This is a genomic window from Pseudomonas sp. MAG002Y (assembly GCF_019400845.1).
GTDB lineage: Bacteria > Pseudomonadota > Gammaproteobacteria > Pseudomonadales > Pseudomonadaceae > Chryseomonas > Chryseomonas luteola.
Genome location: NZ_WOEJ01000003.1, coordinates 285,946 through 298,843, shown reverse-complemented (window position 1 = coordinate 298,843; position 12,898 = coordinate 285,946). Strand labels below are relative to the sequence as shown.

The window sequence follows — 12,898 nt, the reverse complement described above, 5'->3', positions numbered from 1 at the left end:
TCAAGGATGATGCTCTTCAAGCGCCGCCAGTACCGCAGCGGTACTGACGCCATGACAGGTAATGACACGCTGGATACCGGCCGCGCGGGCCTGCTCGGCCACACGCTCGCTGGGTACCAGCAGCGGCACCGAACACACGTCCGGCCATGCAGAGCCGGCCAGGGTACGCAGGTGCGCGAAACTCTGCCCACTGCTGACCATGATGCCATTGAGGCGTTCCGCTGCAAGGCACTCGGTCAGGGCATTTTGTGGATGATCCGGCAATACGCGCCGGTACAACTCAAGGTAGTCGACCTGCACGCCTCGCTCACGCAGCGTGTCGGCCATGGTTTCCCGGCCACTTTCGCCCCGCAGGATTAGCACGCGGGGATCAGCCTCCTGCAAGGCTTGATCAAGCTGCGGCAAGGCCAGGATGCCCTCGCTGTCTTCGCTCTGGTCGGGCGTGATGACCGAAAGGCCATAGGCTTCGAGAATATCCGCCGTGGCGGCGCCTACAGCGAACCAGGTCTGGTTAATAGGCGGCTGCGGCCAGTACCGGTCAAGCCGCTCCAGGCCGAGCCGGGCGGCCGGCTTGCTGACCACGATGACCGCCTTGTAGCGGTCCAGATCCAGCATGAGGGTGCGCTGCTCCGGTGTCTCAGGCAGCGGCTCGATGGCCAGTAACGGCAGGCTGGCGCTGTGAATGCCCCGCTCGTCCAGTGCAGCCGCCAGAGGTATGCACTCTTCGGCCGGGCGGGTCAGAAGCAGCCGCCAGGCCGTCATGGCTGGGCAGCCTCGTCGTAAACGGCCCGTAGAATGTCACCGGCGCCCTGGGCAAGTAGCTCATCCGCAACCTGGATACCCAATGCAGACGGGTCGATAACCGATCCCCGCGCCTCGGCGCGCAGCAGCAGGGTGCCATCCGGCTGACCCACCAGGCCACGCAACCAGAGTTCTTCGCCTTCGCGGATGGCATAGCAGGCAATGGGCACCTGGCAGCCGCCGTTGAGATGGCGGTTCATGGCGCGCTCGGCAATGACGCGCTGCTCGGTCTCCAGATGATGGAGCGGCTTCAGGAGTTCGTGGACTTCGGCATCGTCCGTGCGGCACTCGATGCCTACCGCGCCCTGTCCACCTGCCGGAAGGCTGTCTTCGACACTGATAGATTCACGGATGCGGTCCTGAAAGCCCAGACGGATCAGCCCGGCCGCTGCCAGAATGATGGCGTGATAATCGCCTGCATCCAGCTTGGCAAGGCGCGTATTGACGTTGCCCCTTAGGAAACGGATCTCAAGGTCTGGGCGTTGGGCCAGCAGCTGGGCCTGACGGCGCAGACTGGAAGTACCCACAATGCTACCGGCCGGCAGATCCGCCAGACTGGAATAGGTGTTGGAAACGAAGGCATCGCGTGCATCTTCCCGCTCGCAGATGGCGTAGAGCCCAAGGCCTTCGGGAAACTCCATCGGCACATCCTTCATGGAATGCACGGCAATGTCGGCCTCGCCTTCGAGCAGCGCCGTTTCCAACTCCTTGACGAACAAGCCCTTGCCACCAATCTTCGCCAGCGGTGCATCGAGCAGCTTGTCGCCCCGGCTGGTCATCGGCAACAGACTGACGTGCAACCCCGGGTGGGCTGCCTCCAGACGGGCCTTTACATACTCGGCCTGCCACAGGGCAAGCGCACTTTGACGCGTGGCAATGCGAATCTCGCGGTTCATGAGCCTATTCCGGGATTGAAACATGACCGGAATGATAACAGGCTCTCCTGTCGCAAGCCGCTTTCGCCCTGATAGGCAAGACCAATCGTCCGCGCGCCGTGCGCACAGAACGGCAGGTCCTGCCCCTCAGCGTCACAGGTTCTGCATCAGGCGTCGTACACCGGCTACATGTCGTCGGCTGACCGTCAACGCATCGCCATTGAGCCCTTTCAGATACAGCTGGAAATGGCCCAGCGGCGTACGCTGCAAGCGCTCGATCCTCTCCCGCGCCACCAGGGCATTGCGGTGGATACGGACGAACCGGTCACCGAACTCGTCTTCCAGCGCCTTCAGCGGCTCGTCCAGCAGGACTTCACCGTTGCCGTGACGCAGGGTCACGTATTTGTGATCGGCAATGAAATAAACGACATCATCCAGCGGAATCAGCTCGATGCCCTTGCGGGTCCGGGCGCTGATATGGCTGCGCGGCCCCGGACCGCCGCTGGACGGCGGCTTGGTCAGTGCAGCCAGCTGAACGCGATTAGGGCGTTCGGCTTTTTTCAGGGCCTCCTCAAGATCTTCCTGGCGTACCGGCTTGACCAGATACCCCACGGCACTGACCTTGAAGGCCTCCAGTGCAAATTCATCATGGGCGGTTACGAAAATAACCGCAGGCGGTGCTTCTCGCTCGCATAGTCGGGCAGCTACTTGTAGCCCGTCCAGACCTGGCATACGAATATCGAGCAATACGATATCCGGCTTCAGGCTTTCGACCAGGGCCAACGCTTCTTCGCCATTGCTGGCGGAGGGCTCCAAGACTTTATAGCCGTCTAGTTGCCCAACCAGACGGGCCAGACGCTCGCGCGCCAACGGTTCGTCATCGACGATTAGGACGTTCATAGGCTCAGGCTTCCTGCGTGAGTCGCTCGCATGGATAGCGAAGACAGGTTATGTGCCGTTGGTCACGGCGTTCGATTTTGAGACTCGCTCCCGGGCCGAAAAGTGCCGTTAGTCGCGATTCGATATTGGTTAAAGCCTGTTTCGTACCTTTTGGCGGCCGAGGATGTTGCTCGGCCTGCTCATCGAATGGATTGCTCATCGATAATTCGAATATCCCTGCGACATAGGTCGCCTCGACCACCACACATCCACCCTCGATCCGCGGCGCAATCCCGTAAATCAAGGCGTTTTCCAGAAGCGGTTGCAGCGTCAACTGCGGGATCGGCAGATCATCCGGCACACCATCGATGCGCCAGTCGACCTGAAGACGATCTCCCAAGCGTAGCTTCTCGATCTCCAGGTAGCGACGTGACAGCTCCAGCTCTTCCGACCAGCGAATCCGTGTTCCAGGCTTGGACAGGCTGGCCCGGAACAGGCTGGACAGGTCTAGCACGGCACGTTCAGCCTTGTCGGCGTCGATGGCGATCAGGCTGGCAATACTGTTGAGACTGTTGAATAGAAAATGCGGACGGATACGGGCCTGAAGCGACTCGATCCGTGCCTTGAGTTCGGCCTGCTGCTGGCGCCGCCACTGGCTCTGCAGATAGAAATACCGCAGCATCAGGGCCGACATGATCAGCGCAATAAGGGCATGCCGCTCATACAGCTTGACCTCGCCGGACTGCTGCATAGGGCCGGCCAGCTCCAGCCAGTCAGCCACGGCAGTGCAGGCCAGGGTCAGCCCCACCACCAGGGCGCAGCAGATAACTCCAGCCAATGCCGGCTTCAGGCGTGCCAGAAAAGGCCGCAAACGGCAGAGAACAGCGGCCGAGAGCAGCACGTTCCATTGCACGAACAGCGAGACCAGCGCCAACCGTACCCAGTTGAAGGATGTGGTCAGGGGATCGGCCAAAACGAGCACCAGGACCAGCAGTTCCGCCAGCACAATCAGGACAAGCAGGGCTTCCGACTCGCATAGCTCCGGTACGAAAAACTCATCGACCGGGGCAGGCCGGCGCTTGGTCAGGTATTTGATAGGCATGGTCAAAGTGTTTACTACTATCCGACGAACGGCAAGGTTGTTTTAAAGTTAACGGGATAACTGTGGTGCACGTTGCACCAGCGCAAGGCTGTTATCATCCCGTTACGTCCATTCACGTTCAGTGCCATTTGCGAGCCCACCAATGAGCAACGAAAAAACCAATCAATCCTGGGGCGGTCGCTTCAGCGAACCCGTCGACGCCTTCGTCGCACGTTTTACCGCTTCGGTCGACTTCGATAAGCGCCTGTACCGCCACGACATCATGGGCTCCATCGCTCACGCCACCATGCTGGCCAAAGTGGGTGTATTGACGGATGCCGAACGCGACGCCATCGCAGACGGACTGAACCAGATCCAGCACGAAATCGAGACAGGCCAGTTCGAATGGCGCGTCGATCTCGAAGACGTGCACATGAACATCGAAGCCCGTCTTACTGACCGTATCGGCATCACTGGTAAAAAACTTCACACCGGTCGCAGCCGAAATGATCAAGTCGCGACAGACATTCGGTTGTGGCTACGCGACGAGATCGATGTAATCCTCGCGGAGATCACCCGCTTGCAGCAGGGTATGCTGGAGCAGGCCGAGCGTGAAGCCGACACCATCATGCCCGGCTTCACCCATTTGCAGACCGCGCAGCCCGTGACGTTCGGGCATCACCTGCTGGCCTGGTTCGAGATGCTGTCACGCGACCATGAGCGTCTGGTGGACTGCCGCAAGCGCGTGAACCGCATGCCGCTGGGCAGCGCCGCCCTGGCCGGAACCACGTACCCGATCCAACGCGAGATCACACGTGAGCTGCTGGGCTTCGAGGCCGTTGGCGGCAATTCGCTGGACGGTGTATCCGATCGCGACTTCGCCATCGAATTCTGCTCGGCTGCCTCGCTGGCCATGATGCACCTGTCGCGCTTCTCTGAAGAGCTAGTACTGTGGACGAGCGCCCAGTTCCAGTTCATCGATCTGCCCGACCGCTTCTGCACGGGCTCCTCGATCATGCCGCAGAAGAAAAACCCGGACGTACCGGAGCTGGTGCGTGGCAAGACGGGCCGGGTGTTTGGCGCCCTGACGGGCCTGCTGACGCTGATGAAGGGCCAGCCCCTGGCCTACAACAAGGACAACCAGGAAGACAAGGAGCCGCTGTTCGACGCTGCCGACACGCTGCGTGATTCCCTGCGCGCCTTTGCCGATATGATCCCGGCTATCAGGCCCAAGCGCGACGTTATGCGTGAAGCCGCCCGTCGTGGTTTCTCCACGGCTACCGACCTGGCTGATTATCTGGTGCGCAAGGGGCTGCCCTTCCGTGATTGCCACGAGATCGTGGGACACGCCGTGAAGTATGGAGTGGACTCCGGCAAGGATCTGGCCGAGATGAGCCTGGAAGAACTACGCCGTTTCAGCGATCAGATTGAGCAGGACGTGTTTGACGTCCTCACCCTGGAAGGCTCGGTCAACGCCCGTGACCACATCGGCGGCACCGCACCGGCGCAGGTCCGCGCCGCCGTTCAGCGCGGCCGGGAATTACTGGCGAGCCGGTAAACCGGAACGGGCGCCATACACGTGATGGCGCCCTGCTCTGCCTATGCCTGCCCGGAGCGCTTGAGCGCACGACCGCCCAATGCAGACCAGTCCAGATGCCCCTCGCCCTGGGCAACGGCTTCCAGCAGGTTATCCCGCAGCACACTGCCAAACGGCAGCGGTACGTTCTTCGCCTGACCGGCACTTAGCGCCAGCCCGACATCCTTCAGGCCAAGGGTCAGCTTGAAGGCAGCCGGCTCGAAGCGCTGCTCGGCAATCATCGCTCCGTAATTCTTGTAAGCCGGTGCCGCAAACAGGGTGTTGGTGAGGATATTCAGCAGATCCGCTGGCTCGACGCCATAACTCTTGGTCAAGGCGGACGCTTCGCCCATCGTCTCGATAGCGCTTGCCAGCATGAAATTACCGGCAATCTTGACGATATTGGCCCGTAGCGGGTCCTCACCCAGCGGCCATGTCGTTTGGCCCATGGCATCCAGCAACGGTTGGACCTTATCCACCGCAGCCTGCGGGCCGGCCACCACAATGTTCAGCTTGCCGGCTACGGCCACATCGGTACGCCCGAAGACCGGCGCGGAGATGTAGTCGACGCCTGCCTTGGCATGACGCTCGATCAATTCGGCTACAAAGGCAACCGACAGCGTGGCCATGCTGAGGTGGATTGCCCCCGCGCGGGCACGGTCCAGCGCGCCACTGTCGAGAATGACGGCGCGGGTAGAGGCATCGTCCGCCAGCATGGACACCACCACCTCGGCATCAAATGCGTCCGCGGGCTCGCTGGCGGCCTTGGCACCCTGGCTGACCATTTCCTGAACCGCCTGCTGCGAGCGATTCCAGACCAGGACCTCATGGCCGGCCTTGATCAGGTTGCCGGCCATGCCCTTGCCCATTCCACCCAAACCGATGAATCCGATACGCATGACAATGTCCTCGTTGCTGATGGCTAAGTGCTGGATTGACCATCATGCCAGACAGGCGTGCCCTGCGACCGACAAAACGCTTGGGTCAGGCGCTTTCCAGACGCTTGCGAACCATGGCCAGGAAACTGCTCATGGATTGGGCCTTTTCTTCATACAGCCGCTGCACATGGGCGTTCTGCTTCAGGCGATCCAGCAGCGACTGGGCAGCCGGAAAGCCTGCCATAAGGTCAAGGCTGAACAATTGCTCGGCAACCCCACGGGCAAGGTCGATGCTGTAGAGAAAGTAGACATCGGCCAGGGTCAGCGTATCGCCTGCCACATAAGGCGAGAACGCCCCCTGCCGCTTGAGCGTGGCGATACCGGATCTTAATTCGTGACGGGCCTTTTCCTTGATGGCTTCGTCGACCTTGGCGCCAAAGAATACCTCTGGGTAACACTGACGCGCCGGCAGCTCGATATAGAGTTCGATCTCGCGCATGAGGGTACGCACGCGGGCACGCGCGAACGGATCGGTCGGCAACAGCGGCGTTCCCGGTTGGGTTTCCTCGATGTACTCGAGAATCACGCTGGTTTCGCTGATAAAGCCATGTTCGGTTTCCAGCACCGGCACCTTGCCGCAGGGGCTGATGGTAAGAAACTGTTCGTCCTGGCTGGGGAAAACCGTGACGGATTCGAATTCCAGCCCCTTTTCGAGCAACGCAAACTTGACCATGTTGTAGTAGTTGCTGACGGGAAACCCATAGAGCTTGAGCATTCGACATGCCTCCAAGGCATTGGACAGATAAGCCAGATAACCGTAGACGCCCAATGCGTCGGTGAAAAGTTTTTCTTGTACAAGGCTTCGCCCGTTGCCTTTGAAACGGAACTCTACACGGTCTTAAAAGCCCTACAAGAGAGCTTTTTTGAGCAGGAGCGATCCACATGATGAGCCCTACGGGAGCCGCGCATCCCCGTACGGACAAGGCGGAAACACTCTTTGGCAGCCTCCGGGAGCAGCTTGATTTCTACCGCGCGGAGATCCAGTTCGAGTCGTCGATGTTGTCCAACCGGACCAACGCCTATCTGTCGTCGCAGTCCTTTCTGATGATTGCGTTCGCGTCTTCAATGAGCAATACCAACAGCCAATGGGGCACTCAGTTCACCCTATATGTGCCCACTCTGCTGGCATTGTTGGGGTTGGTGACATCGATCCACGCCTGGCCTGGCATCAAGGCTGCCTTTGATGTAATCGAGCATTGGCACCGCAAACAATGCGAGCTGCTGGACACCCTGAACGAACCCTGTGTAACCCGCGTGACGCCGCTTTACGGCGCAGGAAACGAGCCTCTCAATGGCAGCCGTTACCGAAAATCGCTGCTGTTTTCGCTGCGCTCCCCGCTTATCTTTAGTGTGGTATGGGCGTTTCTGGGTGTGCTGGCGGTCTCGCTGCATCTGCTGTACGGCTAAGTAAAAGGCTACGGATGTGAGCTGCTGATCATCGGTCAGCCTCTACAAACGTTGCCAACAACGCCGTTACGACCGGCGAGTAACGGTTAGCAACCACTCATCACTATTGAATCAACTTCCGCGATAACCAGCCGATGGCATGGCACCCTTTCGAAGAGACAGGATGCCATGTCCACAATAACCGACCGACTCGCCACCTCGCTGAACGTTGCCTTCCAACCGCCATCCACTTCGCCTTCATCTGCCACTTCTGCAGACAATGACACCTCTACGACGTCTGTGGAAAAGAGCGGGAAAACCGATCAAGGCCTGACACTCAAGCATGGGCCTGCTGGTAGTGGTGAGGTTCAAAGCGGCGGCGAGTCCGAGACCACTCTCGAAAAGCTGAAAAAGACCATCAAGGATCTGGAAAAGCAGTTGCAGCAGGCCCAGAAAGAGCTGCAACAAGTCCAAGCCAGCAACGCTTCCGAAGAAGAAAAACAAGTACGGATACAGGCGGTACAAACCCAGATCAGCAGCCTCAGTGCCTCGCTGCAACAGGCCTATGCGGCGCTGCTGCAGGCCACCAGCGGTAGCACGGGCTCCGTTGTCAGCACAACGGCCTGACCCTTACAGCCAGTCGCGGAATTTGAACCAGGCATATGGAATGATGGCCGATACCACCATGGCCACCAGGGCAAGAGGATAACCGAAGTGCCAGCTCAGTTCGGGCATGTTTTCAAAGTTCATCCCGTACACCGTACCGACCAGCGTGGGCGGCAGGAACAGAACGGCAGCAATCGAGAACACCTTGATGATGCCGTTCTGCTCGATATTGATCAGGCCCAGGGTGGCATCAAGTAGAAAGCTGATTTCGTTGTTCATGCGGTTCTGGTAGTCCCCCAGCGAGCGGGAGTCACGCTCGACGGTTTTCATCCAGGCTTTGGCTTCACGACAGATCCACTCGCTGGCGGCTCGGCGCAGGTAGCTGAGCAATCGATTGATGCCCAGAAGGCTATCGCTCAACCGGGCCAGCAACAGGCTGCTGCGCCCCAACTGCTTCAGAATGGATTGCAGATCCGACTTGGGCGCCTTGGGCCCTTCGTCATCAGGCTTGGGCTCCCGGAAAATGGCATTGGCCAGCCGGTTATGATGGGCCTGAACCGATTCGAGAATATCGGCAATCCGGTCGACCAGGCTGTCGAGCAGCGAGATGAAAATGGTATCGCTGCGCTTGTGCAGTCCGGGGTGCTGGCTGAGCTTGGTGCGAAAGGCACGAAAGGCTGATAGCTCAGCGTAACGCACCGTTACCAGCCACTCGGGCGTCAAAACAAAGTTGAGCACCGAAGCCGTCGGCTGGTGTTCGCTGAATCCGCTGACGACCGTTGTCGTCATGTGCAGGGCCCGCTCACTCTCGTACAGACGGGACGACTCTTCGATTTCGGCCATCTCTTCCCGGGTCGGAATGTTTACCGCCAGGCTCTTTTCCAGGAACTGCTCTTCCTCATCGGTAGGCGATAAAAGATCGATCCACAAGGCATCCTGAGGGAAAGGCTCGTCGGGCGTAATGGTCTTAGGGGTTAACATACCGTTAACGAGGGTGTAGCAGGTAATCATTGCTGCTTGAACTCCATTATCTGCCAGTGACTGGCATCAACTATCCTGAGTGAACCAATACCATGTCTGACCATGATGACAACGAAGAATCCTTTGTCGAATCCCATCTGATCTCGGCGATCGAGAACCAGTTGGCGGCCGGCGAACCGCCTTTTACACAGGCCGTCTTCAATAAACTGACCCTGGTAGGGCACGAACGTGAGGAAATCGTCCACCTGATGGCGATTGTGCTGGCCAACGAGATCGAAACCATGATGACCGAAGACCGCCCCTTCGACACGACCCGCTACGAACAATTGCTGCGGGCGCTGCCGGATTTACCGGAAACCGGTGCGGACGTGGAGTAGCGCAGAGCGAACCGCCCACCGGTGGTTTTGGACAGGCGGTAGCGTCCAGCGAGATGAACGCACTGTGAACCAGTCGTACTTTATGGGTACGACTGGTACGCTTGCGGCTTAGCTATGGACCCGTCATGACCCGTTTCCCTGACCTTCAACTGGATGACGACGAGGGCATTGATCGCAAAGCCCTCAAGCAGGTACGCGCGCGCTTTCTGACCATCAACACTGGTCGCCTCGTTCGCGCTCTGGAAGGCCTGCCCAGCCGACAGCAGCCGGTATTGACCCTGCTGCCCCTGTTGCTGCACGTCAACCATCCCATGCTGCCGGGCTATGTCTCGGCCAGTACGCCGGCCGGCCTGACCGGCTTTGAGCCGACGGACGAACAGCTGGCAGAAGCCCGTCGCCTTACCCGCTCGTTTGCCTATAAGCCCGCACGTACACATCGGGACGAGCCGCTGCATGGCCTTTACCTCATGGGCAGCCTGGGCACCCTGACCCAGGCCGACAGCAGCGACCTGGATATCTGGCTCTGCCATGCCCCCGGCATGAGTGCACAGGCGCTCGCCGAGTTGAAGCGCAAGTGCGCCCTGCTTGAAACCTGGGCGGCCTCGCTCAATGCCGAGCTGCACATCTTTCTGATTGACGCCGACCAGTTCAGCCAGGGCCAGCGCCCGGGGCTCCTGACGTCGGACGATTGCGGTACGGCGCAGCACTTTCTGCTACTCGACGAGTTCTATCGCACCGCCATCTGGCTAGGCGGCCGTACGCCGTTATGGTGGCAGGTGCCGGTCGCTCAGGAGGAGAGCGACTACGAAGGCTTTACCCAGCGACTATTGCACCATCGCTTCATCAAGGCGCGCGAGGTACTGGATTTCGGCCATATCGACCACATCCCTCCAGGCGAATACATTGGCGCCGGGCTGTGGCAACTATTCAAAGGGATCAGCTCGCCCTACAAATCAGTCCTGAAACTCATGGTGACCGAACTGTACGCCTGCGAGCACCCGCACACGGTCACGCTCAGCCGACGCCTCAAACAGCTGGTCCATTCGGGCGTCACGGATCTCGATCAGGTCGATCCCTATAGGCTGGTGTACCAGCGCCTGGAAGAATATCTGCTCCTGCGCGGCGACCTGGATCGGCTCGAGCTGGTCCGTCGTTGCCTGTACCTCAAGGTTGGCAAGCCCCTGAGCCGTCCGCCCCGGCAAGGCCGCAAGAGCTGGCAACGTCTGCTGATGGAAAAGCTGACCCAGTCCTGGGGCTGGGATGAGCATATGCTGCGCAAGCTGGACGAGCGCCAGGGCTGGAAGGTAGATGACGTCAGCGCCGAGCGTAGGATTCTGGTCAATGCCCTGACTCACAGCTACCGCTTCCTGGCGCAGTTCGCCCAGCAACAGCAGGTTGAAAGCCACCTCGCCCCGCGCGACCTGAGTATTCTGGGGCGCCGCCTGTATGCGGCGTTCGAGCGCAAGGCGGGCAAAATCGACTTTATCAACCCGGGCATTGCGCCAGAACTGGCCGAAGAGTTCGTTACCCTGGTGCAGGAAGAGCGCCCCTTTGGCGAGCGCCGCCGCCCGTGGTCATTGCACCGTGGCAACCTGACGGCGGAAGAGTGCCATTCGCACTCCCCACTCAAGCGCACCTGGGAACTGGCCGAGCTGCTGGCCTGGTGTCGCTACAACGGCATTATCGACAATGCCACCCGCCTGACCTTGCATGCCGGCGAGAGCGACCTTACCCCGTTCGAACTCAACAACCTGATCCAGAGTTTCCAGCAGAGCTTCAACGACCGACCGGACACCGTACCGGAAGCCGTCCTGCTTCGTCCGGCCGCGCCCCGCGAGGTGTTGCTGCTGATCAACGTAGGGATCGATCCGCTCTACCAGCACAGTCAGCGCAACGTCTACCTCACCAGCGATCGTATCGACGCCCTGGGCTACGCCGGGATGCGTGAAAACCTGGTGATGACGTTGGACCAGATCACTCTCAACAGCTGGAACGAACTGTACGTCAACCGCTTCGAAGGGGCCAATGCCCTGCTCGACTGCTTATGCGCCTACTTCAACAGCCTGCCCTCTGGCGATCAGGAGTCATTGCCTCGCCTGTCGATACGCAGCTTTTGCCGGAACCGGGCACCGCTGATCGTAGAACGCGTGGAAGCAGTGTTCGACGAAGTCCGCACGGCCATGCTGCGTGAGCACAAAACGCGCTATCTGCTCCAGATCCAGCAGCGTTTCCACATGCTCGAGCTGCGCGAGGGCAAGCTGAGCCATACCCCCCTGGCCGACCGGGACTCGCTGTTGCTGCACCTGTCCGCTCCAAAGCAGGAATGGACGCCCCTGAGTCTGGACCCCCATGCATTAGAGGGTGACGAACTCGGCCTTATCCTGCCGCTGGGCCGTACCGGCAGCATTCAGGTATTTTATCGACAGGAAGGTGAAACGGCACGTGTCTACGTACTGGATGAGCACAACGCCCTCTGGTCACAGCGCTTGCCTTTCCATGATGAGCAGACGCTGCTGGCCCCCCTGCAGCGTTTCCTGCATTCCATTCACCGCCGGCAGAGTGCCCAGATGCCCCTAGAAGCCAGTCGGGTGCCGCTGGCTGAGATGCACTATTTCCAAGTCCTGCCCCCAGCACCTCAACGGGCGCGGCATCTGGAGCGGCGACAGATTGATCTGCCCCTGGAAACGGTGCCGTACTATGCGGTTCAGGCCATTGTGACCGCCACCAAGGCCGGGCGCCGTCTGGTAACCCTATATTGCGATCACCGTGAGTTTTCCGAGCTCGACTACGGCCCACGGCTGTACCAGGAGGTGGCACGCCATATCCTGGCGCGCCGCCGTACCGGAGAACGTTATCGCTGCTACCTGACGGATCTGGATCTTCTGCACGTGCCTGGCGAGCCTCGCCCGCACACCCTGGCCTACCTGAGGCTCAAGGCAGAGCTGGAAGAGGCGCTCAACCAGGCATTCATGGCAGTCTGATCAGTAGCCGACTGCCTTGGCCGTCGGCTCCAGCTCCAGTAGCGACAGGTGCAGCGTTTTCCCGCCGGGTGCCGTGCACTCAACGCGCTGACCTACCGTCTGCCCTAGCAGTGCACTGCCCACGGGCGTTAGCACGGATACGGTGCCTTCTTCCCGGGCTTCGTTGGGATACACCAGACGCAGATGGTATTCCTTGCCACTGCCTTCTTCACGGCAATGCACTTGGGAATGCATGGTCACAACACCTTCCGCCTCATCAGGCGGTACCACCTTGGCGCGCTCCAGCTCCTCTTCGAGCGCCTCGGCAGCCGGGCCAAATTCCTCAAGGCTATCGAGCAGGCGGTCGAGCTGCTGGTAGTCAGTCTGCGTAATGATGGGCTGAGCGATCTGGCGCATGATGCCTCCTTTGGCGGCTGG

At 59.9% G+C, this 12,898-nt stretch carries 13 protein-coding genes; 5 read left to right on the top strand and 8 right to left on the bottom strand.

What is annotated here, in order from left to right:
- From GM154_RS06600 to GM154_RS06585, 4 genes are all read right to left on the bottom strand, one after another.
- A complete protein-coding gene (locus GM154_RS06600; protein ID WP_219651458.1) occupies positions 1 to 762 on the bottom strand; it encodes a uroporphyrinogen-III synthase in 762 nt (253 codons plus the stop codon).
- Positions 759 to 1,721, bottom strand: coding sequence for a hydroxymethylbilane synthase (gene hemC / locus GM154_RS06595; RefSeq protein ID WP_230382228.1), 963 nt, complete (start codon positions 1,719 to 1,721; stop codon positions 759 to 761). Before hemC ends, GM154_RS06600 begins: the two co-directional genes overlap by 4 nt.
- A gap of 108 nt (positions 1,722 to 1,829) precedes the next feature.
- The gene (locus GM154_RS06590; protein WP_010796535.1) at positions 1,830 to 2,576 is read right to left on the bottom strand and encodes a LytTR family DNA-binding domain-containing protein; all 747 of its coding nucleotides are present in this window, start codon (positions 2,574 to 2,576) and stop codon (positions 1,830 to 1,832) included.
- A 4-nt stretch (positions 2,577 to 2,580) separates the two neighbouring features.
- Entirely contained in the window at positions 2,581 to 3,657 is a 1,077-nt protein-coding gene (locus GM154_RS06585; RefSeq protein ID WP_125888131.1) for a sensor histidine kinase, read from the bottom strand.
- Positions 3,658 to 3,799: 142 nt separating this feature from the next.
- On the opposite strand from GM154_RS06585, the gene argH reads away from it, so the two are divergent.
- Positions 3,800 to 5,194 carry an argininosuccinate lyase gene (gene argH, locus GM154_RS06580; protein WP_219651456.1) on the top strand — a complete coding sequence of 465 codons (1,395 nt, stop codon included), beginning with the start codon at positions 3,800 to 3,802 and terminating at the stop codon, positions 5,192 to 5,194.
- 41 nt (positions 5,195 to 5,235) lie between these two features.
- On the opposite strand, the gene GM154_RS06575 is transcribed toward argH, so the two are convergent.
- Positions 5,236 to 6,111: an NAD(P)-dependent oxidoreductase gene (locus tag GM154_RS06575; RefSeq protein ID WP_010796532.1), complete on the bottom strand. Its 876-nt coding sequence runs from the start codon at positions 6,109 to 6,111 to the stop codon at positions 5,236 to 5,238.
- An 85-nt stretch (positions 6,112 to 6,196) separates the two neighbouring features.
- A complete protein-coding gene (locus GM154_RS06570; protein ID WP_074821277.1) occupies positions 6,197 to 6,865 on the bottom strand; it encodes a glutathione S-transferase family protein in 669 nt (222 codons plus the stop codon).
- A gap of 167 nt (positions 6,866 to 7,032) precedes the next feature.
- Between GM154_RS06570 and GM154_RS06565 the strand changes: the two genes are divergently transcribed.
- The gene (locus GM154_RS06565; protein WP_125888128.1) at positions 7,033 to 7,557 is read left to right on the top strand and encodes a hypothetical protein; all 525 of its coding nucleotides are present in this window, start codon (positions 7,033 to 7,035) and stop codon (positions 7,555 to 7,557) included.
- A gap of 168 nt (positions 7,558 to 7,725) precedes the next feature.
- Positions 7,726 to 8,163 (top strand): FlxA-like family protein, encoded by a 438-nt coding sequence (locus GM154_RS06560; RefSeq protein ID WP_219651454.1) that lies wholly within the window; start codon positions 7,726 to 7,728, stop codon positions 8,161 to 8,163.
- 3 nt (positions 8,164 to 8,166) lie between these two features.
- Here GM154_RS06560 and GM154_RS06555 read toward each other — a convergent pair whose 3' ends face one another.
- Positions 8,167 to 9,153, bottom strand: a complete 987-nt coding sequence (locus GM154_RS06555; RefSeq protein WP_010796528.1) for a magnesium transporter CorA family protein — start codon at positions 9,151 to 9,153, stop codon at positions 8,167 to 8,169.
- Between the two features lie 62 nt (positions 9,154 to 9,215).
- Here GM154_RS06555 and GM154_RS06550 point away from each other — a divergent pair, with 62 nt between their 5' ends.
- Positions 9,216 to 9,500 (top strand): hypothetical protein, encoded by a 285-nt coding sequence (locus GM154_RS06550; RefSeq protein WP_219651452.1) that lies wholly within the window; start codon positions 9,216 to 9,218, stop codon positions 9,498 to 9,500.
- Positions 9,501 to 9,625: 125 nt separating this feature from the next.
- Positions 9,626 to 12,481 carry a class I adenylate cyclase gene (locus GM154_RS06545; protein WP_219651450.1) on the top strand — a complete coding sequence of 952 codons (2,856 nt, stop codon included), beginning with the start codon at positions 9,626 to 9,628 and terminating at the stop codon, positions 12,479 to 12,481.
- On the opposite strand, the gene rnk is transcribed toward GM154_RS06545, so the two are convergent.
- Positions 12,482 to 12,877 (bottom strand): nucleoside diphosphate kinase regulator, encoded by a 396-nt coding sequence (gene rnk / locus GM154_RS06540; RefSeq protein WP_074821715.1) that lies wholly within the window; start codon positions 12,875 to 12,877, stop codon positions 12,482 to 12,484.
- Positions 12,878 to 12,898 lie beyond the last annotated feature (21 nt).

Excerpts from the sequence above, each read along its gene's own strand:
- GM154_RS06600 (WP_219651458.1), bottom strand. The coding sequence starts at position 762 with ATGACGGCCTGGCGGCTGCTTCTGACCCGCCCGGCCGAAGAGTGCATA.
- hemC (WP_230382228.1), bottom strand. The coding sequence starts at position 1,721 with ATGTTTCAATCCCGGAATAGGCTCATGAACCGCGAGATTCGCATTGCC.
- GM154_RS06590 (WP_010796535.1), bottom strand. The coding sequence starts at position 2,576 with ATGAACGTCCTAATCGTCGATGACGAACCGTTGGCGCGCGAGCGTCTG.
- GM154_RS06585 (WP_125888131.1), bottom strand. The coding sequence starts at position 3,657 with ATGCCTATCAAATACCTGACCAAGCGCCGGCCTGCCCCGGTCGATGAG.
- argH (WP_219651456.1), top strand. The coding sequence starts at position 3,800 with ATGAGCAACGAAAAAACCAATCAATCCTGGGGCGGTCGCTTCAGCGAA.
- GM154_RS06575 (WP_010796532.1), bottom strand. The coding sequence starts at position 6,111 with ATGCGTATCGGATTCATCGGTTTGGGTGGAATGGGCAAGGGCATGGCC.
- GM154_RS06570 (WP_074821277.1), bottom strand. The coding sequence starts at position 6,865 with ATGCTCAAGCTCTATGGGTTTCCCGTCAGCAACTACTACAACATGGTC.
- GM154_RS06565 (WP_125888128.1), top strand. The coding sequence starts at position 7,033 with ATGATGAGCCCTACGGGAGCCGCGCATCCCCGTACGGACAAGGCGGAA.
- GM154_RS06560 (WP_219651454.1), top strand. The coding sequence starts at position 7,726 with ATGTCCACAATAACCGACCGACTCGCCACCTCGCTGAACGTTGCCTTC.
- GM154_RS06555 (WP_010796528.1), bottom strand. The coding sequence starts at position 9,153 with ATGATTACCTGCTACACCCTCGTTAACGGTATGTTAACCCCTAAGACC.
- GM154_RS06550 (WP_219651452.1), top strand. The coding sequence starts at position 9,216 with ATGTCTGACCATGATGACAACGAAGAATCCTTTGTCGAATCCCATCTG.
- GM154_RS06545 (WP_219651450.1), top strand. The coding sequence starts at position 9,626 with ATGACCCGTTTCCCTGACCTTCAACTGGATGACGACGAGGGCATTGAT.
- rnk (WP_074821715.1), bottom strand. The coding sequence starts at position 12,877 with ATGCGCCAGATCGCTCAGCCCATCATTACGCAGACTGACTACCAGCAG.